The sequence below is a fragment of the Streptomyces qaidamensis genome (assembly GCF_001611795.1).
GTDB classification, from domain to species: Bacteria; Actinomycetota; Actinomycetes; order Streptomycetales; family Streptomycetaceae; genus Streptomyces; species Streptomyces qaidamensis.
In genome coordinates this window covers 8824360-8844860 of sequence record NZ_CP015098.1, presented here as the reverse complement: position 1 = coordinate 8844860, position 20501 = coordinate 8824360, and the positions used below count along the sequence as shown (strand labels likewise).

Below are 20501 nucleotides of genomic sequence, written 5' to 3'. Positions count from 1 at the left end.
CCCGCCTCGCCGGGGCTGCGGCCCCGGTGTCTCATGGCTGCTGTGGTGGGTAGCCAGGATCTGCGCAAGCCGGTCGTCGTCGCTCTGCAGACGCCGGCCGTCGCCGCCTGCTACTACGGGTCGGCGCAGCTGGGGCTGTTGCGGGAACTGGTCGTCGAAGGCGCGGTCGTCACCCCCATCTGGCCGCCCACCGGCGTCTCGGTGGCCTGCCTGCTCCTTCTCGGGCTGCGCTGCTGGCCCGGTATCGCCCTGGGCGCCTTCTTCGTCATCCTCTCCCTCACCTCCCTGACGCCGTCCGCTCTCTGCGTCCTGGCGGGCAACACGGCCGCCCCCGTCGTCGGTTACCTGCTGCTGCGACGGGCCGGCTTCCGCACCGATCTCGCCCGGCTGCGGGACGGGCTGGCCCTGGTCTTCCTCGGCGCGTTCACCGCGATGCTGATCGGCGCGACCACCGGCGCCGGCACCCTGCTCGCCACCGACAGGATCGAACCGTCCGGCTTCTGGGCGGTCTGGCTGGCCTGGTGGGTGGGTGACGCCATGGGCGTGCTCATCGTCACGCCGGTACTGCTCCTGCTGTCCCGGGTGCGCCTGCCGCTGCCCTTGTCGCGCTGGAAGGAGGCCGTGGGGCTCACCGTCATCGCCTGCTGCCTCGTACCCCTGGCCGCGCGCAGCTCCGTCAGTCTGCTGTTCCTCGTCTATCCCCTGCTGATCTGGGCGGCTCTGCGGTTCCAGCTGGCCGGCAGCCTGCTGTGCGCGCTGTTCGCCTCCGTCATGACCACGGTGGCCGCGACCGACCGGGTGGGGCCGTTCGAACGAATCAGCCGGGTCGAGGTGATGATGAAGCTGCAGGCCTTCAACGGGGCGATGGCACTCACCGCCCTGATCCTGTCCTCAGTGATCACCGAGCAGATCTACACACGGCGCTCCGTGGAGCGCGCCTGCCAGGAACTGGTCGAGGTCCTGGAACATCTGACCGCGGGCGAGGCGGCGGACGGCCGGGCTCCGCTGGAGGACCGCGGGCCCGGGCGGCGGGAGTGACTGGCTGAGGCTCGGGGCCACTCGACGGTGGGTTGCCGAAACGTAGGGTGGGCGTCATGACCGAGGTGGAGGTACTGCAGCTCCTGGTGTCGCCCGCGCACCGGATGTCCGGACGGCCGTCCGACGGAGTGTCCCCCGGTCCGTCCGACGAGCGGGTCAGCCGGGTCGAGGTGCGCAGCGAGCTGGGACTGGTCGGCGACCGCTACTACGCCCGGCCCGCCCACCGCAACGCGGCGGTGACCATCATGGCCGCGGAGAACCTCCCGCCCGACGCCGATCTGCGGCACACCCGGCGGAACATCCTGCTCAGGGGCATCGACATCGATGCGCACGTCGGTGCCACGATCTCGCTCGACTGCGGCACCGGGCCGGTGGTGTTCGCCGTGAAGCGCCCCGCCCGGCCCTGCGCGTGGATGGACGTGACCATCGGCCCCGGGGCGCAGCGGGCCCTGCGCGGCCGGGGCGGCGTGCGGTGCAGCCCTCTGAGCGACGGGGTCCTCACGCTCGGCCCGGCCACATTCCGGGTCGTGGCCGGGGCCGACACCCCGTCGTGACGCGCCGTGGCGCGGTCAGCCGCCCGAGGGCGCCGTACGGATGGCGGCGATGTCGAGCTGCAGGCGCACCTTCTCGCTCACCATCGCGCCGCCCTCGGCCAGCCTGCTGTTGTACGTCAGGCCCCAGTCGGAGCGGTTGATGGTGGTGGTGCCGTCGAAACCGACCCGGTCGTAGCCGAAGGGGTCGGTGACATTCCCGATATAGGTCATGTCGAGTACGACGGGACGGGAGACCCCCTTGATGGTCAGTTCCCCCGACATGCTGAACAGGTCGGGGCCCGTCTGCTGCACCCCCGTGCTCGTGAAGCGCATCCGCGGATAGGTCGCGGCGTCGAGGAAGTCACGGCCGACCAAGTGCGCGTCGCGTTGTTCCACACCGGTATCCACACTCGCGGTGAACAGAGTGATGTCGGCCCGTGACCGTGTGGGGTCGTACGCGTCGAAGTAGAGCCGACTTTCGTACTCCAGGAAACAACCGCGCACGGTGGTCACCATGGCGTGCCGGACGGAGAAGCCGATCCTGCTGTGCGCGGGGTCGACGACCCATTCACCGGACAGGTCGGCCAGGTTGGGGTCCGGCAGCACGGCGGTGGAGGATGCCGGTGCGCCGACGGGGCGCTGTGGGGGGAGCTGTGCCTGCCGGCGGGACGGCACAACGCGGTTGAACAGGTTCATGATTCATCTAGGTACTTGAGTTTGGTTATAGCCGCAAGTCCCCTCCCGATTTGCGGCTGTTGAGAACAAGCCCCTGGCCCCTTTTGCCGCCGCTTTGCACAAAATCCACACATCGCTGTCGCGGCACATCACCGAAACGACCATCCGAAACTCCAGGGATTTTCATTTCGGGCATTTCGGCGAATCGGTCTTACGTCACCTCTATCGCGAGGTCGTTGTCGACGGTGTAGTAGGGGCGGAGAGCGGAACCGTCCCTCTCGATCGCCGGGTAGACGTACACGTGTTTGCGGTCCGCCACGTCGTCGAGCAGCCGGCCGACCCTGATCGGCGGTGCACCGTCCGCCGGGCGGACGAAGGCGTCCCAGACGCGGGCCGCTCCCCCACCGCCGTCCGCCAGGTCCCCGGGCCCGACGGTGAAGGAGAAGCCCCTGGCGTCGTCGTCGGTCCGGGGGCGGAGGGTCCGTACGGTGTCGGTGCCGCGCAGACGCAGACGCACGGTGGCGTCCGCATGGAGCTCGGCGCCGTGCAGACGGGCCGTGACCGTCATGGTCCGGTCCGTGACGTCGATGGTGCGGGCCTCCACGTGGGCGGTGCGCCGCCATGCCCTGAGGGCGAGGAAGCCGTCCTTCGTGACGTAGGGGATCCTGACCGCGACCGGCGCGGGGCGGTCGCGCAGGTGGCCGTCGACGAGGCTGCGCAGATCCCGCAGGCCGGGTCGCAGCCGCCGGCGCTCGGCACCCGGTTCCGGCAGCAGGTACACGTCCCAGCGGCCCTCGTCGAGGAGGGGGTGCGGTTCCAGCACGGCGTGCCGGTGGCCGTCGGGCCGGTCGGAGTCCAGGTCGAGGAGGTGCCGGGTCGTCTCCGAGCGCCCCTTCTTGGGCCGCAGCCGCAGGAGCAGCCGGGGGTGTGCGCCGGGGAACGGCGGCAGGCGGAAGGTGATCCGGCCGTCGATGTCGGTCGCGCAGTCGGCGCGCAGGGGGGAGCCGAGCTGCGGGCCCGCCGTCGTGGCCTGCGCGGTGCTCGGCGTCGCGCCCAGATGAGGCGCGCCCCGCGTCACGCCTTCGCGCGGCACGCCCGGGGTCATGCCCTCGTGCGGCGCGCCCGGCGTCCCGCCCTCTCGCGGCTCCTCCGTCGTCCTGTCTTCCGGAGTGCTCATCGGCGTCCCTTTCGTATCGAGCGCAGTACGCCGGAGGCAGCGGCGTGGGCGGCGTCGCGGGCGGCGTGGCCGCGGCCGGTAAGGGCGCTCTGGGTGCGGTGGTGCTGCGGGGTGGCCGTCCGGCCGGTGCTCCTGGCCGCAGCGGCGGCCTCCAGGAGGCGTTCGGCCTGGGCGACGACGGGGCCGGGGGCGAAGCGGCGCGCGTTGTCCAGGGCGGCCCGGCTCATGCGGCGGCGGCGCTCGTCGTCGCCGACGAGCTCCAGCAGGGCGGCGGCGAGCGCGTCACGGTCCCCGACCGGTACCAGCCTGCCGTCGGTGCCGTCCGCGATGATCTCGCCGGGGCCGTAGGGGCAGTCGGTGCTGACGACGGGCAGTCCGCAGCGCATCGCCTCGACGATGGTCATGCCGAACGGCTCGAAGTTGGACGCGGCCGCGCCGATCGAGCCCTTGACCCACTCGGCCTCCATGGGGGTGGCGGCCCCCATCAGGAACACGTTGTTCCACATACCGAGCCGCTCGATGAGCTCCCGCAGCCTGGGCTGCTCCTCACCCTTGCCGTAGATGCGCAGCTGCCAGTCCGGATGCACGGCGGCGACCCGGGCGAACGCCTCGATGAGGAGGTCGTAGCGCTTGACCGGAACCAGGCGGCCCGCGGCGATCATCACCTTGGCGGTGCTGTCGGCGGGAGGCAGGGCGGGGTCGGGGACGCTGTTCGGAAGGGCCTCCACATGGACGCCGGGCAGCCACATCTTGCGCCGGTAGGCGGCGGCGTCCGCTTGAGTGACGGTGGTGATCACGTCGAGGCGGCGGTAGGCGCGGCGCAGGGCGGTGCGCAGTCGCGGCGAGTGGTTGTCGAGCGTGAGGTGCTCCTGTCCGACGCGCAGGACGTGCTGCGGGGCCTGGCGGGCGATGTGCACGTTGAGGCCCGGGCGGGTGCCGATGACGACGTCGGCGTCGAGCGCCGCGAGGCACTCGCCGATGCGCTCATCGGTCAGCTCGCTGTACTGGTGATGGCGGTACTCGGCGGCCGGGAACACCTTCGCCGGTCTCTGGTGCAGCGGATGGTCCGCCTCCTTGCGCAGGTCCACCAGCGCCCGCAGCCGCACCCGTGGATCGGGGACGAGGTTGGGGTCTTCCCGGTGGCGTAACGCGGAGACGATCTCCACGTCGTGCCGTTCGGCCAGGGCCCCCGCCAGGTTGAACGTCGTGGTGATCGTGCCTCCGATTCCGTAGGCGTTGTGAATCAGGAAAGAGATCTTCATGGTGGCCTAGACCGTGTCAACGACCCGACCGTTGTTCGCCGTTACCACTCTGTGCCCGGCCCCGACGGACGGGCCGGTCCGGCCGGTTCCGGAATGATCTCGGACATAAGTGGTCTGGGCCATACCGGTTCGCCCCTGATGTGTGGATAGCTTGATGTGTTTGCCCGCGCATCGTCGCGTCATCGGGTGCACCCTCGTATCGATCTTCTGGAGACCCATGCGCCCCCGTACCACCCTCGTCCCGCGCATCACCTCCCTCCCGCCCGTCGCCCTGGCCGGCGGCGCGCTGGCCGTGGGGGCCGGTGGTCTGTATCTCGCCGGGCTGCTCCTCGCGGGCGGCCAGATCGACTCCGGGACGACCGTGCGCGGGGTGGACATCGGGGGGCTGAGCCGCACGGAGGCGGTGCGGAAGCTGGAACGGGAGCTGAGCGTGGCCGGCGCCCGGGAGCTGCCCGTCAAGGTCGGGGACCGCACGGGCCGGGTCGATCCGGAGCGCGCGGGCCTCTCCTACGACGTCGAGGAGACCGTCGACCGGGCGGCGCGCACCGGCGCCGATCCGGTCAGCGTGTTCGGCGGGTTCTTCCGCTCGGGCGGCGACATCGAGCCGGTCGTGAACCTCGACGAGGACGAGGCCCGGTCAGCCCTCGGGCGGCTGGCGAAGGGCCTCGACCAGAAGGTCAGGGACGGCGGCGTCGCGTTCGACGGCGGCCGGGTGAAGACGGTCACGCCGCGGACGGGGTACGCGCTGGACGTGAACGCCGCGCTCCGGCCCCTGCGCGACTCCTTCCTGCGCGGTGACACCCGCACGGCCACTCCCCTGCCCACCCGCGAGACCCGCCCTCGGGTCACCGCCGGGGAGGTGGAGCGGGCGGTACGCACCTTCGCGGAGCCGGCCGTGTCGGGCCCCGTCACGCTCACCGCCGCAGGCCGGCGGTTCACGGTCGGCCAGGAAGCCCTGGGCGAGCATCTGACCATGCGGCCGGACGGCAGCGGCGAGCTGAGACCGAAGCTCGACGTGAAGGGGCTGCGTGCCGAGTCGTCCGTGGCCGGTCCCCTGGACGACATCACCACGACCGCCGAGAACGCGAAGCTGCGGCCGGAGGGCGACAAGGCCGTGGTCGCCGAGGATGCGACGGTGGGCCGGTCGGTCACCGACAAGGCGCTGGGCAAGGCCGTGCTGCCGCTGCTCACCGCGTCGGGCGCCGCCCGCAGCGGCGAGGTGGAGGTGCGCGAGACCCGGCCCGAGGTGACCCGCGAGAACGCCGCCGAGCTGGGGCTGACGGAGAAGATGTCCTCCTTCACCGTCCACTTCGAACCGGCCGAGTACCGCACGAAGAACATAGGCCGGGCGGTGGAACTCATCAACGGCTCCGTCGTCAGGCCGGACGAGACCTGGAGCTTCAACCGGACCGTCGGTGAGCGCACCGAGGCCAACGGCTTCATGGACGGCATCATCATCCTGGACGACAAGTTCACGAAGGCGTCCGGCGGCGGTGTCTCGTCGGTGGCGACGACTGTGTACAACGCGCTGTTCTTCGCCGGGCTCAAGCCCGTGGAGCACGGAGCGCACTCGTTCTACATCGAGCGCTACCCGGAGGGCCGCGAGGCGACGGTCGCGTGGGGCAGCCTGGATCTGCGCTTCGCCAACGACTCCGGCAAGGCCGTCTACATCCAGGCCGAGTCCACGGACACCTCCGTCACCGTCTCCTTCCTCGGCACCCGCAAGTACGACGAGATCAAGTCGGTCACAGGCCCGCGCACCGAGGTGAAGAAGCCGGCGAAGAAGGTGAGCGACGACAAGGAGTGCGTCCCGCAGACCCCGCTCGAAGGGTTCGACGTCACCGTGGAGCGGGTCTTCTACAACGACGGACGGGAAGTGAAGCGGGAGCCGTACCGCACGCACTACACGCCGCGGGACGAGATCGTCTGCGAGTGATCCGCATCCTGTTCGCCTTCCCCGTCAACACCCCCTTCCGACCGGAGCGTTGACCCCGCCCCGGAGCGCCAGCACAATGAGCGCGCACGGGATTGAGAGCGCTCTCAAGGGAGATCCATGACTGGCAGACAAGGCCCGGCGCTCAGCCGGCGTTCGCTCATCGGTGCGGGACTCGGCATCACTGCCGGGGGGCTCACCGCCGCCGGCTCGGCGCAGGCCGTCGCGGCCGGTCCCGCCGGTGCGCGCCCCGCATCGGCCCCGGCCAGGGGACTGGCCTTCCTCGCCGCCGCCATGGACGCCTACCCCGACCACGGCGCCCTGAGTCTGGCCCAGAGCTACACCGACCAGGCCGGCCTGTTCAGCACCGCGTTCACCTACGACAACGCCCTCGCGATCCTCGCCCACCTCGCGGCCCCGACCTCGGCCGGTCTGACCAGGGCCAAGGCGCTCGGCGACGCGCTGCTCCATGCCCAGGTCCACGACCCGGCGTACGACGACGGCAGGCTCCGGCAGGCCTACAACGTCGGGCCGTACACCTTCTACGACGGCTCGCTCCAGCCCGACGGCTTCGTGCGGTCGGACGGCACCGTCAACGTCGGGACGCAGTTCGGCTTCACCGGCACCGCCGTGGGTGACATGGCCTGGGCGGGCATCGCGCTGAGCGCCCTCGCCCGGCGTACCGGGGCGCGCCGCTTCCTGGACGGTGCCGTGCGGATCGGCGAGTGGATCGAGCAAAACGGCCGGACCGACGAGCCCCTCGGGGGCTTCAAGTTCGGGGTCGACGGGGCGAATCAGAAGCTGCCGTTCACCTCGACCGAGCACAACACCGACCTGATCTGCCTGTTCGGCCGGCTCGCCCGGCTCACCGGCGACCGGGTGTGGCTGGAACGGCGGCGGCGGGCCGAGGCGTTCGTGCGGCGGATGTGGGAGCCGTCGGGCGGCTTCTTCTACACCGGCACCAATGACGGTGTCACGGTCAACACGTCCCCGGTCCCGGAGGACACCCAGACCTGGACGCACCTCGCGCTCGGCTCCCGCCGCCACTCCCGTTCGCTGGACTGGGCCGCGGCCGAGCTGGCCGTCACGGACCACTCCGGACGCGTCAACAGCACGGTGCCGGCGGGGCAGTCGTACGAGGGTGTCACCTTCAGTTCGGCGAGCCTCCTCGCGAACGAGGACGCTCCGATCGCGGCCGGCCAGCCGAAGCCCGATCGCAACGGCGTGTGGTTCGAGGGGACGGCCCACCTGGCGCTCGCCCTGCGCGACCGGGGGGCGCGGGGTGACGAGGGGCGCGCCCGGCGTCTGATCGCGTCCACCGAACAGGCCCAGGACCTGCTGGGCGGTGGTCAGACCGTCGGCGGGAAGGCGCTGCCCGAGCGCTGCGGGGTGGTGTCCGCGAGCAGTCCGCTGGACACCGGATTCGGCTTCGGCTACTACCCGTACCGGCACACGGGGGCGACCGCCTGGTACGTGATGGCGGCGGCGCGGTACAACCCGCTGCGGGCGTGATGGAGCGGCCCGGTCCGCTGTCTCGTGCAGCGGACCGGGCGGGTGGTCAGGCCAGGCGGTGGACCGCCTGGGTGGACAGTTCGTAACGGGCACCGACGACCGCCAGCTTGCCCGTGCCGATCCTGGCGGCCAGTTCGGGTTCCGCGGCCAGCCGGGAGCGTACGAGCCGGACGTTGGCGCTCACGGTCGCGTCGATCCGGGCGTCCCCTTCCTTGCCGCGGTCGATGGCCGGGCCTATCTGGTCGACGAGGTACTGCATGTGGGCGGGCAGTTTCGTCCCTGACTCCTCCGCCTCGACGGCGGCCCGGACCGCGCCGCACGACTGGTGTCCGAGGACGACGACCAGGGGTATGGCGAGTTCCAGTACGCCGTAGGCGACGCTGCCGAGGACGGCCTCGTCCAGCACCTCGCCTGCGGTGCGCACGGTCATCAGGTCGCCGAGGCCCTGGTCGAAGACGAGCTCCGGGGGCACGCGCGAGTCGATGCAGCCGAGGACGACCGCGAAGGGGTGCTGGCCGGTGGCCAGCGTCCGGCGCAGGGCGGGGTCCTCGTGCGGGTGGCGTTCCCGGAAGGCGCGCCAGCGGCGGTTGCCCGCGGCCAGCTCCCGCAGGGCATCGGCGGGAGTGGCGGGCCTCGGCCGGGTGTCCCTGGTGAGGGTGGCGGGCCTCGGCTCGGTGTCACGGGTGGGGGTGGCGGCGGCAGCCGGCCGGGCGGCGCCGAGGCCCGCCCCGAGCGCTGCGGCCCCCGTCAGGGCGGTGCGCAGCAGGGTGCGGCGGACGGTACCGCCGGTGGTGGGCCGTGCGGCGGCGAAGGGGTGCGGTGCGCGGCCGGCGCCTCTGTGGGCAGCGGAATCTGTGTTCACGGCCCGAACGTATGCGCCGATCCGGGCGCGGTCGCGTTCCTTGCCCTTTCATGGTGAGAGTTGGGTAAGTGATGTTCTTACCTTGAACGGGTTTTGACGGTCCCTCAGGCAACGCTGCCGGGACAACGCGGGACGCCCCGGGCCGAGGGCCCGGGGCGTCCTGTCATGCGGAGGTGATCAGACCAGGTCGAACCGGTCCAGGTTCATGACCTTGACCCACGCCGCGACGAAGTCGTTGACGAACTTCTCCTTCGCGTCGTCGCTCGCGTAGACCTCGGCCAGGGCGCGCAGCTCGGAGTTCGAGCCGAAGACCAGGTCGGCGCGGGAGCCGGCCCACTTGACCTCGCCGGTGGCGGCGTCGCGGCCCTCGAACGTGGTCTGGTCCTCGGTCGTCGACTTCCACTCGATGCCCAGGTCGAGCAGGTTGACGAAGAAGTCGTTGGTCAGCGAGCCGGGCGTCTTGGTGAGGGCGCCGAGCTGGGACTGCTGGTAGTTGGCGCCCAGCACCCGCAGGCCGCCGACCAGGACGGTCATCTCGGGGGCGCTCAGGGTGAGCAGGTTCGCCCGGTCCAGCAGCAGGAACTCGGCCGGCAGGCGGTTGCCCTTGCCGTGGTAGTTCCGGAACCCGTCGGCGGTCGGCTCCAGCGCCTCGAACGACTCGGCGTCGGTGTGCTCCTCCGTCGCGTCCACACGGCCCGCGGCGAAGGGAACCTGCACCTGGAAGCCGGCTTCCTTGGCGGCCTTCTCGACGGCGGCGGTGCCGCCGAGGACGATCAGGTCGGCCAGGGAGACCTTCTTGGCGCCGGAGTTGAACTCCTGCTGGATGCCCTCCAGGACCCGCAGGACCTGCGCCAGCTCGTCGGGCTCGTTGACCTCCCAGCCGCGCTGCGGCTCCAGGCGGATACGGGCGCCGTTGGCGCCGCCGCGCTTGTCGCTGCCGCGGAAGGTGGACGCCGAGGCCCAGGCGGTGGACACCAGCTGCGAGACGGACAGACCCGACTCCAGGAGCTTGGTCTTGAGGGTCTCGATGTCGCCGGCGTCGACGGTCTCGCCCTCGGCCTCCGGCAGCGGGTCCTGCCACACCAGCGTCTCCGCCGGCACCTCCGGGCCGAGGTACAGGGACTTCGGGCCCATGTCACGGTGGGTCAGCTTGAACCAGGCGCGGGCGAAGGCGTCCGCGAACTCCTCGGGGTTCTCGTAGAACCGGCGGGAGATGGGCTCGTAGATCGGGTCGAAGCGCAGTGCCAAGTCCGTGGTGAGCATCTTCGGACGGTGCTTCTTCGAGGAGTCGTGCGCGTCCGGGACGATCTCCGGGGCGTCCTTCGCCACCCACTGGTTGGCGCCGGCCGGGCTCTGCTCGAGCTCGTACTCGAACTCGAAGAGGTTCTTGAAGAAGCCGTTGCTCCACTGGGTCGGCGTGCTCGTCCAGGTGACCTCCAGGCCGGAGGTGATGGCGTCGCCGCCCTTGCCGGTGCCGTAGGTGCTGCGCCAGCCCAGGCCCTGCTCCTCCATGGAGGCGGCCTCGGGGTCGTCGCCGACGTGGTCCGCCGGGCCCGCGCCGTGGGTCTTGCCGAAGGTGTGGCCGCCGGCGATCAGGGCGACGGTCTCCTCGTCGTTCATCGCCATGCGGCGGAACGTCTCACGGATGTCGCGGGCCGCGGCGAGCGGGTCCGGGTTGCCGTTCGGGCCCTCGGGGTTGACGTAGATGAGGCCCATCTGGACGGCGCCGAGCGGGTTCTCCAGCTCGCGGTCGCCCGTGTAGCGCTTGTCGTCGAGCCAGGTCGTCTCGGGGCCCCAGTACACGTCCTCCTCAGGCTCCCAGACGTCCTTGCGGCCGCCGGCGAAGCCGAAGGTCTCGAAGCCCATCTGCTCCAGCGCGACGTTGCCGGTGAGGATCATGAGGTCGGCCCAGGAGATGGACTGGCCGTACTTCTTCTTCACGGGCCACAGCAGCCGGCGGGCCTTGTCGAGGTTGCCGTTGTCCGGCCAGCTGTTGAGCGGGGCGAACCGCTGCTGGCCGGCGCCGGCGCCGCCACGGCCGTCGCTGATGCGGTAGGTGCCCGCGCTGTGCCAGGCCATACGGACCATCAGGGGGCCGTAGTTGCCGAAGTCGGCCGGCCACCAGTCCTGCGAGCTGGTGAGCACCTCGGCGATGTCGCGTTTGACGGCGGCGAGGTCGAGACCCTGGAACGCCTCGGCGTAGTCGAAGTCCTCACCGAGGGGGTTGGCCACCTCGGGGTTCTTGGCGAGGATCTTCAGGTTGAGCCGCTCGGGCCACCACTGGCGGTTGCCGCCCCCCTGGGTCGGGTGCAGAGCGCGGCCGTGCGCCACGGGGCAACCGCCTCCCGTTTCCTCCGACTTGGGGTCGGTGACGATCGCGTCGTGGTTCTCAGTCATGGAAATCCTTCCGGACGGGGTGGATCACGGTGCTCGGGTGGATCACGGTGCTCAGGAACGCTCGGGGTGGATCACGTGCTCAGGAACGCTCGGGTGGATCACGTGCTCAGGAACTGCGAGCGGTGGAGCAGGCGGGGCACAGGCCCCAGTAGATGACCTCGGCCTCGTCGACGGCGAAGCCGCGGTCGTCGGACGCGGTCAAACAGGGGGCGTGGCCGACCGCGCAGTCGACGTCGGCGACGGATCCGCACGACCGGCACACGAGGTGGTGGTGGTTGTCGCCGACCCGCCCCTCGTAGAGGGCCGGGCTGCCGGGTGGGTCGAGGCGGCGTATCAGTCCCGCCGCGGTGAGTGCGTGCAGCCCCTCGTAGACGGCTTGGACGCTGATGTGGCCCACGCGGCCGCGCACCTCGGAGGCGATGGCCTCGGCGCCGAGGTGGTCACCGTCCCGTACGGCTTCGAGCAGCGCGACGCGGGCGGCCGTCACCCTCAGGCCGGCACCGCGCAGCTCCTCGGCGGCGGTCGGGTTCCCGGATGCGGTCATGCGGACAACCTAGTCACACAAACACGACTGGTTCAAGAAAACGAACGGTTCAATTTTGGTGTCCTGCGTGTGGAGCAGTGCTGGACGGCCCACTTGAGAGATGTGAGTTGAGTCACAGTGACATGATCGCGCCTCGGCAGGCGCCAGGTGGCGCGCACCGCCGTGCCGGTCCGTCGATCACGCGTCCGATGAGGTGAGGCGTTCGAGCCGGGCAGCGGCCGTCGCGGCCTTGCGGTCGGCCTCACGAACCCGGCGGTCGGCCGTCCGCGCCCGTTCCCGGGCCGTCCGCTCGGCGAAGCGGGCCTGCTGGTGTTCGCCCCTGATCCGTTCCAGCTCGCCGGTGAGCTCCTCCACGCGCCGCTGGAGGGCATCCACCTGCTGCTTCGCCTCTCCCGCCGCCCGGCCCGCCACCGCCGCCTCGTCCCGCAGCTCCCGCAGCTCGCGCTCGACGGCGTCGGCCTCCTTCCGGGCCCGCTCCAGTCGGCGTCGTTGCTGCTCGCTCGTCTTCTTGTCCGGGCGGGAGGGGGCGGGCGCGGGCGCGGGGCGCTGCGGCCGGGCGCCCTCGGCCACGGCGGGGAAGCCGACGGCCGCGTTCAGCGGCTTGGTCAGACGGCCGCCCGCCCAGGCCCGCGCAGCCTCGGGGTCGGCCAGGACGGCATGCAGGGTGTTCTCGACGTCGCGCTGCGCACCCTCGCCGATCGGATGGCCGGCCTCTTTCGCGAGCTGCCGGGCCTGCAGGGACAGGGCCCGGATGAGCGCGTGCTGCCGACGGCTCAGCTCACGCAGCTGTGCGCCGTCCAGGTCTTGGTGGGCCTGCCGCAGCCCCTCCCCCAGGCGCAGCAGGGGCTCGACCTCCCCGGGGCTGCCGCGGACCAGCAGGTTGCTGACCCAGGCCGCGAGGCTGGGCTTGCGCAACGCCCCGATCCGTTCGGCGAGTTCCCGGTCACCGGCGGTGCGGGCGGAGGCCACGGCGGAGGCGCGGGCGGCGGTGAACTCCTCCGGGCGCAGGGCGTACAGCTCGTCGGCCACGGAGTCGTAGTCCATGTGTACCCCTTCCGCGTAGAAAATCCGCTTTCGATCGTCTCAGGCCCGGCCCTGAGGGGCGCGCGGAGAGGCCGCCGAACGCATCGGAGGCCCCCGTTCATGATCCGGAAATCGACGGTTTAACATATGAGCGCCGCCTAGCTCGAAAGATGAACTCGTGACTCTCAACGACGACTCGTTCACCAACTGGAAGAACCGCGAGGAGATCGCGGAGTCGATGATCCCGATCATCGGGAAGCTGCACCGGGAGCGGGACGTGACGGTCCTGCTGCACAGCCGCTCCCTGGTGAACAAGTCGGTGGTCAGCATCCTCAAGACTCACCGGTTCGCCCGGCAGATCGCCGGTGCGGAGCTCTCGGTCACCGAGACGCTGCCGTTCCTGCAGACCCTCGCCGAGCTCGACCTCGGGCCGTCCCAGATCGACATCGGCATGCTCGCCGCGACGTACCGCGAGGACGACCGCGGTCTGTCGGTCGCGGAGTTCACCGCCGAGGCCGTCGCCGGTGCCACGGGCGCCAACAAGATCGAGCGCCCTGAGGGCCGGGACGTCGTCCTCTACGGCTTCGGCCGCATCGGCCGGCTGGTCGCCCGGCTGCTCATCGAGAAGTCCGGCTCGGGCAACGGTCTGCGGCTGCGGGCCATCGTCGTGCGCGGGGGTGGCGAGCAGGACATCGTCAAGCGTGCCTCGCTGCTGCGCCGCGACTCGATCCACGGCCAGTTCCAGGGCACCATCACCGTCGACGAGGCGAACAGCACGATCGTCGCCAACGGCAACGCCATCAAGGTGATCTACGCCAACGACCCGTCCGAGGTCGACTACACGGCGTACGGCATCAAGGACGCCATCCTCATCGACAACACCGGCAAGTGGCGCGACCGCGAGGGCCTGTCCGGGCACCTGCGCCCCGGTATCGACAAGGTCGTGCTGACCGCGCCCGGCAAGGGCGACGTCCCGAACATCGTGCACGGCGTCAACCACGACACCATCAAGCCGGACGAGCAGATCCTGTCCTGCGCGTCCTGCACCACGAACGCGATCGTGCCGCCGCTGAAGGCGATGGACGACGAGTTCGGGGTCCAGCGCGGCCACGTGGAGACGGTTCACTCGTTCACCAACGACCAGAACCTGCTGGACAACTACCACAAGGCCGACCGCCGAGGCCGGTCCGCGCCGCTCAACATGGTCATCACGGAGACCGGTGCCGCCTCGGCCGTCGCCAAGGCGCTGCCCGACCTCAAGGCACCCATCACCGGAAGCTCGATCCGCGTCCCGGTCCCGGATGTCTCGATCGCCATCCTCAGCCTGCGGCTCGGCCGGGAGACCACCCGCGAGGAGGTCCTCGACCACCTCCGCGACGTCTCCCTGACCTCGCCCCTCAAGCGCCAGATCGACTTCACCACGGCCCCCGACGCGGTCTCCAGCGACTTCATCGGCTCGCGCCACGCCTCGATCGTCGACGCCGGCGCGACCAAGGTCGACGGCGACAACGCGATCCTCTACCTGTGGTACGACAACGAGTTCGGCTACTCCTGCCAGGTCATCCGTGTCGTGCAGCACGTCTCCGGCGTGGAGTACCCGACGTACCCGGCCCCGGCGGTCTGATCCCGGAAGACGGAAAGCGCGGGGCGTGCGGGCCCCGCGCTTTCCGTGTGTTCAGCGGCGGGTGAGCTCGATCCGGTACTCCCGTGTCTGTGAGCCGTCCTCGCCGGTCACGGTCACGGTGTGGACCGTCCTGCCCCCGGCCGTGTCCCTCCGGACCGTCACCTTCGCGTAGGGGTCACGCGGTGTGGCGGTGATCTCGGCGCGGTCCGGGCGGTCGACCGCCACCCGGTAGCTCGCCCGGTCCGGCTCGAAGCCGCTGAGGGTCTTGCCGTCCACCGCGATCGACGCGGCCGCGGCGTCGGTGGAAGCGCCCGGCGCCTTCGCGAGGACCTCGATCTCGCCGAGGGTGATGTAGCCGCCCGGGCGGGCCGTCATCACCACGCGCACGCCCGTCGCCGGGCCGGCCGCGCGCACCGGCACGTCGGCCACGGGCGTCCCCTCGGTGCCGACGGCGACCTGGCCGCTCGCGTCGGACCAGGTGCCGTCGGAGCCCCGCACCTGCACCTTGAGGGACTCCGCGAAGCTGACGTTGGCGCCGTCACGGTGGAAGTGGGTCACGACCCGGCTCACATCGCGGGCTTCCGGCAGCGTGAAGGTGATGGTGTCCGCAGGGTTCTTCGTGCCGGACTTCCAGTTCGACCATGCCTTCTCGGACGTGGTGCCGTTGCGCAGGCCCTCCGCGGAGTAGCCGCTCTCGGTGTAGGTGGCGCCGACCGTCACGCCCTTCTCGCCCCCGGCGTCGGTCTCCCGGGGTGCGGTGACCTGGACGCGTACGGTCGCGGCGGCCGTGTCCCCGCCCGGGACCCGGGCCGTGCCGCGCAGGGTCACCACGCCGGTGTCGTCGAAGGCGCCTTCGGATGCGGGCTCCCAGGTGACCGGGAGTTCGGCGGTGCCGCCGTGCCGTCCCACGCCGGTCACCGTGGCGGGCAGGGAGGGCCGTCCGCCGGTGAAGGCCTTGGCGCGGGCCGGGAGGGTGGAGGCGATGGTGTCCACGGTGACCACCGCTTCGGCCGCGACGGTCCGGCCGAGGGCGTCGGTGGCCCGGCCCTCGACGCGTACCGTTCCGGGCTTGCGCCAGCGTGCGTCGGAGGGCAGCGCCCACCGCACGGGGAGTGCGCCCCGGGCACCGTCACGGAAGACGGGTGTCACGGTCCCGGGCAGTTCGGGGGCGCGCCCGGGCACGGTGAACGCCGTCGCCGGCCGTGTACGGAGCACCGTCTCGTCGGTCACTGCCCAGCGCTGGTTCGCGCCCGAGGTCGGGAGGTGGGCCGAGACGCGGGCGCCGTCCGCGGTCGACTGCCCGACGACGTCGAGGAGGCGGCCCGTCGCGGCGTTGACGAAGGTCCAGGTGCCGTCGCCGGTGGTGGACGTGATCCACTGTGCGGCCGGTGTGGCCCCGTCTTCGAGTACGGCCTCGTCGTCGCGGACGGCCAGGCGCCTGCCGTTCGCGGCGTTGACGAGGGCGTAGCGTTCACGGTTGCCCTCGCCGCGGGTCAGCCGCTTCACCCGCCACAGCTGGGACTCGGCGGCCGGGTCGGCCGTGCGGACGACGACGCCGTCGCCGTCGGGGGACGGTGCAAGGGACTTGCCGCTCTGGGTGCCCTGGAGGCGGTAGACATGGCCGGGCTGGACGAGCCCGGCGTCGGCGGCGGTACCGGACACGCCGTCGACGAGGAGGGTCGTGACCGACTTGGCCGGGACGGTCACGGTGGCCGCGTCGTTCTTCACCTTGACGGACGTGCCGCGGACGAGCGCACCGTCGGCGCTGGTCACCACGGGGGTCACGGTGGCGCCGGGGGCGACCCGCCGGAACTTCGAGAGGTCCACGGTCACCGCGCGCGGGGCCGTGCCGTTGTTGACGTGGACCACCGTCGCTCCGCGGCCGGACTTGCGTACGGCGGCGACGCTGGAGGGGTCGTCGGACTTGACGAAGTGGTCGCCGGGGCGGATGTGGTGGGTGAAGTTGCGCAGGGTGTGGTACTTGGTGTTGGCCTTGACCGGGCAGGTCTCCAGGGTGTCCTTGGCCGTGCAGTTGAACGGGATGTGGATGCTGCCCCAGTTCTTGCCGGCCTGCGCCTGCGGGATGGAGTCCTCGACCGGCTGCCACAACACCCAGGCGGACGGCTCCAGTTCACGCATGTCCTCGATGACCCGGGTGGCGATGCCGAGTCCCGGTTCCATGCCGGTGAAGTCGGTGCCGGTCCCCCAGGTGCCCTCGACCTCGCTCATCCAGAACGGCTTGTCCGCGGCCTTGGCGCTGTCGCGGGCGCTGGTGCGCATGCCGGTGCCGTAGGTGTGCACGTTGAGCTGGTCGACGGCGGCCCGGGCGGTGCTGTCGTAGGCGTTCCAGTTGCGGACGAAGGTGCTGGGGTTCGTCTCGTCCATCGCGGAGATCGTGGCGCGGGTTCTCGCCTTCTCCAGTGCGCGTTGCAGGGCCAGTACGACCTTCTGCTGGAGTTCCGGGCCGGCGTGCGCGCCCTCCTGGCGGCCACCGGTGGGCTGCCCGTCGGGGCCGATCTGGGTGCCCCAGTAGTTGGTGTTGGGCTCGTTGAGCGGGGCGATGGTGTCGAACCGGATGCGGTGCTTCTTCTCCAACTGGTCGGTGACTTCGACCAGGTAGGTGGCGAAGTCGTCGACGCGGTCCGCCCGTATCTGGTCGGTGTTCGCGTCGAAGCCGCCCGAGACGTAGCCGCTGACGGTCTGGAACCAGGGCGGTGAGTTGCTGAAGGCCTCCCACTTCGTCACCTTGCTCTTGACGCGGTCCACCCACCAGCGCTGGCCGGGGTCGGCGGACCAGTCCCAGTGCCCCGGGTCGTCGGGGTTCCACCAGTCGGTGTCCGCCCTGGTGGTGCCCTCGGGCGCCTTCCAGAAGCCGTCCATCGTCGCGCCGGTCTTCATGTAGTCCTTGCGGACGTCGGGGGCGTTGCCGCCGCCGATGTTGTAGCGCGCGATGTTCAGGCGGAGTCCGTCCTCGCCGAACAGCATGTCGGCGAGCTTCTGCCGGATGGGTTCGGGGTAGCGGCCTGTGATGTTGGCGAACCAGACGAGGCTCGTCCCCCACCCTTCGAACTCCTGCTGCCGGTAGGACGGGTCGATGCTTACCGTGACCGCACTCGCGGGCGGGTCGGCGGCAGCGGCGGCGGCGGGAGGCAGGGCCATGAGGCCCGCACCGAGCGCCAGGGGGACGGTGATCGCCAGTGCCGTCCGGGCGAGGCGACGTCTGCTGGACATGGATTCCCTTCAGAGCGAACAGAACCGCGCAGAATCAATCGAGTTTCCCGAATGTTTTAGGACGGCAATCAACACGTCAAGAGCTGAGGCGAGTTGAGAACCGGCGCACACCTCTTGACGCGTTCAGGCCGGGCCCCTCAATAATGATCGTCCACATATCTAAACAACGTTCTCTGTTGTGCACGCGAGTGAACGCGGAGGAACCGTGCCCGGCCCAGGCTTGTCCCGCAGTCGTCCGATCGTCACGTCCCTCGTCGTCCTGCTCGCCGCCTCCGGCTGTTCGGTGGCGGGTGCCGATCCCGTCGGCGGCGGCCCGGGCACCCTGCGCATCGTCCTTCCCGAGGAACCGCCCACCCTCGACCCCTGCGACGCCTCACTGACGGCGACCGGCAGGGTGACACGGGCCAACATCACGGAGGCCCTCACCGAGCGCGAACCGTCGACCGGAGACCTCGAACCCGCTCTCGCCACCAAGTGGACCCGTACGTCGGCCACTTCGTGGAACTTCACCCTCCGCAGAGGGGTCACCTTCCACGACGGCTCGCCGTTCACAGCGGCCGCGGCGGCGTTCTCGGTCGAGCGCGCCACGGACTCGGCCATCGACTGCAACGTCGACGGCTACATCTTCGCCGACAGCGAGCTCACGGCCACGCCCGTCGACGACACCACCCTCCGGGTCACCACCTCGAAGCCCGACCCGATCCTGCCGCTGCGCCTGTCGTTCGTCGAGATCGTGCCGGTGGGCACCGACCCCGACTCCCGCGTGCGCGAGCCGGTCGGCACGGGGCCCTACCGGATCGACGAGTGGAACCAGGGCCGCTACCTGCGGCTGAAGCGCTTCCCCGGCTACTGGGGCAAGACCCCCGACTTCTCCGCGGCCACCTATGTCTGGCGCGCCGAGGGCAGTGTGCGCGCGGCCATGGTGACGAACAACGAGGCGGACGTCGCCATCGGGCTCGCCCCCGAGGACGGGGCGGGTGACCGGGCGGTCGAGTTCGCCACCAACGAGGTCTCGTACCTGCGGATCGACGCCACCAAGCCACCGCTGGACGACATCCGGGTCCGTCGGGCCGTCAACTACGCCATCGACCGCGAGGGGTTGACGACGGCCGTCTTCGCCGGCCGGCCCAGCGGGCAGCTCGTCTCCCGGGGCGTCACCGGCTACAACCCGCGCATAGCGCCCTGGCCGTACGACCCGGAACGCGCCCGGCGGCTCGTCGCCGAGGCCCGCGCCGACGGGGTACGGACCGACACCACCCTCACCATCATCGGCCGCAACGGCATCTACCCGAAGGCCGCCGAGGCCATGGAAGTCGTCCAGGACGGTCTGCTCAAGGCCGGGCTGAAGGCCAGGATCAAGATGCTCGACGTCAACGCGTGGCTGGAGTACCTGCTGCGCCCCTTCCCCACCGGTGACACCGGCCCCACCCTGCTCCAGGCCCAGCACGGCAACCAGGCCGGGGACGCCGCGTTCACGCTGGGCCAGATCTACGGCAGCCAGGGCGCCCAGAGCAGCTACGGCACCGCCGAGCTCGACGCGCGCATCGACAGGGCCCAGCTCGCCTCGGGCGCCACACGACAGCGTGCGTTCGCCGACGCGTTCGCCTACCAGAACGACGAGGTCGTACGGGATGCCGTGATGGCCAACATGACCGGCCTGCTGGCCCTCTCCCCCAAGGTCCGCTACAAGCCCGACTCGGCCACCAACGACGAGATGCGACTCGCCGACATGCGACGCGCGGACTGAGGGAGGACCCATGCTGACCCTGTTACGCCACCGCGCCGTCTCCAGCGTCATCCCGCTGCTGGTCGTGGTCCTCGGCGTGTTCTTCCTGGCCCGCCTCACCGGAGACCCCGCCAACCTGTACCTGCCGCTGAGCGCGACGCCCGAGATGCGCGCCGAGTTCGCCGCCCGCAACGGCCTGGACGAACCGCTGATCACCCAGTTCGGCGACTATCTCGCCCAGGTCGCGCACCTCGACTTCGGCGAGTCGCTGCGCACCGCCCAGCCGGCCGGCGAGGCCGTCCTGCGCGCCTTCCCCGCGACGCTGCAACTGGCCGGCTGGACGATGCTGCTCGCCATCCTGGGCGCTGTGGTCATCGGCAGCCTGGCTGCCTACCGGCCGAACTCGGCGACCGACCGGATCGCGAGCTTCCTGTCGTCCACGGCCGCGAGCGTCCCCGACTTCTGGATCGCCATCATGGGCGTGCTGGTCTTCGCGGTCACCCTGGGCTGGCTGCCCACCTCCGGCACCAGCGGCGCGGCGGCCTGGGTGCTGCCCGTGGCGACGCTGCTCATCCGTCCGTTCGGCGTGCTGGTGCACGTGGTGCGGGGCGCCATGGTCTCCGCGCTGTCCGCCCCGTACGTGAAGGTGGCGCGCGGCAAGGGGGCCTCCGAACCGCGTGTGGTCTTCGGGCACGCGCTGAGGAACGCCGCGGCACCGGCCCTCACCGTTGCGGGCGACCTGGCCGTGGGGCTGGTCAACGGGGCCGTGGTCGTCGAGACGATCTTCGGCTGGCCCGGGATCGGCAAGCTCATGATCGACTCGGTGCTGCAGCGCGACTTCGCGGTCCTGCAGGCGGCGGTGCTCCTGACGGCACTGGCGATCTTCGCCCTCAACATCCTGGTGGACCTTCTCCACGCGCTCCTGGATCCGCGGGTACGGCAGCGGGCGGCGGCATGAGCCAAG

At 71.0% G+C, this 20501-nt stretch carries 15 protein-coding genes; 7 read left to right on the top strand and 8 right to left on the bottom strand.

Annotated elements, in window-relative coordinates:
- Positions 1–42 precede the first annotated feature (42 nt).
- Together A4E84_RS38770 and A4E84_RS38765 are read left to right on the top strand one after the other, a co-directional pair.
- Positions 43–1038 (top strand): MASE1 domain-containing protein, encoded by a 996-nt coding sequence (locus tag A4E84_RS38770; RefSeq protein ID WP_062931015.1) that lies wholly within the window; start codon positions 43–45, stop codon positions 1036–1038.
- A 56-nt stretch (positions 1039–1094) separates the two neighbouring features.
- Positions 1095–1592, top strand: a complete 498-nt coding sequence (locus A4E84_RS38765) for a hypothetical protein (protein WP_062931014.1) — start codon at positions 1095–1097, stop codon at positions 1590–1592.
- A 15-nt stretch (positions 1593–1607) separates the two neighbouring features.
- Here the strand turns inward: A4E84_RS38765 and A4E84_RS38760 are convergent, their stop codons facing one another.
- The 3 genes from A4E84_RS38760 to A4E84_RS38750 all read right to left on the bottom strand — a co-directional run bounded on the left by A4E84_RS38760 (position 1608) and on the right by A4E84_RS38750 (position 4685).
- Entirely contained in the window at positions 1608–2267 is a 660-nt protein-coding gene (locus A4E84_RS38760) for a YceI family protein (RefSeq protein WP_062931013.1), read from the bottom strand.
- Positions 2268–2457: 190 nt separating this feature from the next.
- On the bottom strand, positions 2458–3423 hold the full coding sequence (locus A4E84_RS38755; RefSeq protein ID WP_237305086.1) for a transferase: 966 nt from the start codon (positions 3421–3423) through the stop codon (positions 2458–2460).
- Entirely contained in the window at positions 3420–4685 is a 1266-nt protein-coding gene (locus tag A4E84_RS38750) for a glycosyltransferase family 4 protein (protein ID WP_062931012.1), read from the bottom strand. The genes A4E84_RS38755 and A4E84_RS38750 overlap by 4 nt, the downstream gene beginning before the upstream one ends.
- A 217-nt stretch (positions 4686–4902) precedes the next feature.
- On the opposite strand from A4E84_RS38750, the gene A4E84_RS38745 reads away from it, so the two are divergent.
- Both A4E84_RS38745 and A4E84_RS38740 read left to right on the top strand, forming a co-directional pair.
- Positions 4903–6621, top strand: coding sequence for a VanW family protein (locus A4E84_RS38745; protein WP_062931011.1), 1719 nt, complete (start codon positions 4903–4905; stop codon positions 6619–6621).
- A gap of 117 nt (positions 6622–6738) precedes the next feature.
- On the top strand, positions 6739–8130 hold the full coding sequence (locus tag A4E84_RS38740) for a hypothetical protein (RefSeq protein WP_062931010.1): 1392 nt from the start codon (positions 6739–6741) through the stop codon (positions 8128–8130).
- 46 nt (positions 8131–8176) lie between these two features.
- Here the strand turns inward: A4E84_RS38740 and A4E84_RS38735 are convergent, their stop codons facing one another.
- From A4E84_RS38735 to A4E84_RS38720, 4 genes are all read right to left on the bottom strand, one after another.
- A complete protein-coding gene (locus A4E84_RS38735) occupies positions 8177–8992 on the bottom strand; it encodes a carbonic anhydrase (protein ID WP_062931009.1) in 816 nt (271 codons plus the stop codon).
- A 177-nt stretch (positions 8993–9169) separates the two neighbouring features.
- The gene (gene katG / locus A4E84_RS38730; protein WP_062931008.1) at positions 9170–11389 is read right to left on the bottom strand and encodes a catalase/peroxidase HPI; all 2220 of its coding nucleotides are present in this window, start codon (positions 11387–11389) and stop codon (positions 9170–9172) included.
- Positions 11390–11495: 106 nt separating this feature from the next.
- On the bottom strand, positions 11496–11933 hold the full coding sequence (locus A4E84_RS38725; protein WP_062931007.1) for a Fur family transcriptional regulator: 438 nt from the start codon (positions 11931–11933) through the stop codon (positions 11496–11498).
- 177 nt (positions 11934–12110) lie between these two features.
- Complete coding sequence (locus A4E84_RS38720; RefSeq protein ID WP_062931006.1) at positions 12111–12977, bottom strand: hypothetical protein; 867 nt, start codon at positions 12975–12977, stop codon at positions 12111–12113.
- Between the two features lie 157 nt (positions 12978–13134).
- On the opposite strand from A4E84_RS38720, the gene A4E84_RS38715 reads away from it, so the two are divergent.
- Complete coding sequence (locus A4E84_RS38715) at positions 13135–14580, top strand: glyceraldehyde-3-phosphate dehydrogenase (protein WP_062931005.1); 1446 nt, start codon at positions 13135–13137, stop codon at positions 14578–14580.
- A 51-nt stretch (positions 14581–14631) separates the two neighbouring features.
- On the opposite strand, the gene A4E84_RS38710 is transcribed toward A4E84_RS38715, so the two are convergent.
- Complete coding sequence (locus A4E84_RS38710) at positions 14632–17811, bottom strand: glycoside hydrolase (RefSeq protein ID WP_062931004.1); 3180 nt, start codon at positions 17809–17811, stop codon at positions 14632–14634.
- 205 nt (positions 17812–18016) lie between these two features.
- Here A4E84_RS38710 and A4E84_RS38705 point away from each other — a divergent pair, with 205 nt between their 5' ends.
- Positions 18017–19558, top strand: coding sequence for an ABC transporter substrate-binding protein (locus A4E84_RS38705; protein WP_062931003.1), 1542 nt, complete (start codon positions 18017–18019; stop codon positions 19556–19558).
- Positions 19559–19568: 10 nt separating this feature from the next.
- A complete protein-coding gene (locus A4E84_RS38700) occupies positions 19569–20495 on the top strand; it encodes an ABC transporter permease (protein ID WP_062931002.1) in 927 nt (308 codons plus the stop codon).
- Positions 20496–20501 lie beyond the last annotated feature (6 nt).

Coding starts and splice junctions, on each gene's coding strand:
- A4E84_RS38765 (WP_062931014.1), top strand. CDS start 1,095: ATGACCGAGGTGGAGGTACTGCAGCTCCTGGTGTCGCCCGCGCACCGG.
- A4E84_RS38760 (WP_062931013.1), bottom strand. CDS start 2,267: ATGAACCTGTTCAACCGCGTTGTGCCGTCCCGCCGGCAGGCACAGCTC.
- A4E84_RS38755 (WP_237305086.1), bottom strand. CDS start 3,423: ATGAGCACTCCGGAAGACAGGACGACGGAGGAGCCGCGAGAGGGCGGG.
- A4E84_RS38750 (WP_062931012.1), bottom strand. CDS start 4,685: ATGAAGATCTCTTTCCTGATTCACAACGCCTACGGAATCGGAGGCACG.
- A4E84_RS38745 (WP_062931011.1), top strand. CDS start 4,903: ATGCGCCCCCGTACCACCCTCGTCCCGCGCATCACCTCCCTCCCGCCC.
- A4E84_RS38740 (WP_062931010.1), top strand. CDS start 6,739: ATGACTGGCAGACAAGGCCCGGCGCTCAGCCGGCGTTCGCTCATCGGT.
- katG (WP_062931008.1), bottom strand. CDS start 11,389: ATGACTGAGAACCACGACGCGATCGTCACCGACCCCAAGTCGGAGGAA.
- A4E84_RS38725 (WP_062931007.1), bottom strand. CDS start 11,933: ATGACCGCATCCGGGAACCCGACCGCCGCCGAGGAGCTGCGCGGTGCC.
- A4E84_RS38720 (WP_062931006.1), bottom strand. CDS start 12,977: ATGGACTACGACTCCGTGGCCGACGAGCTGTACGCCCTGCGCCCGGAG.
- A4E84_RS38710 (WP_062931004.1), bottom strand. CDS start 17,811: ATGTCCAGCAGACGTCGCCTCGCCCGGACGGCACTGGCGATCACCGTC.
- A4E84_RS38700 (WP_062931002.1), top strand. CDS start 19,569: ATGCTGACCCTGTTACGCCACCGCGCCGTCTCCAGCGTCATCCCGCTG.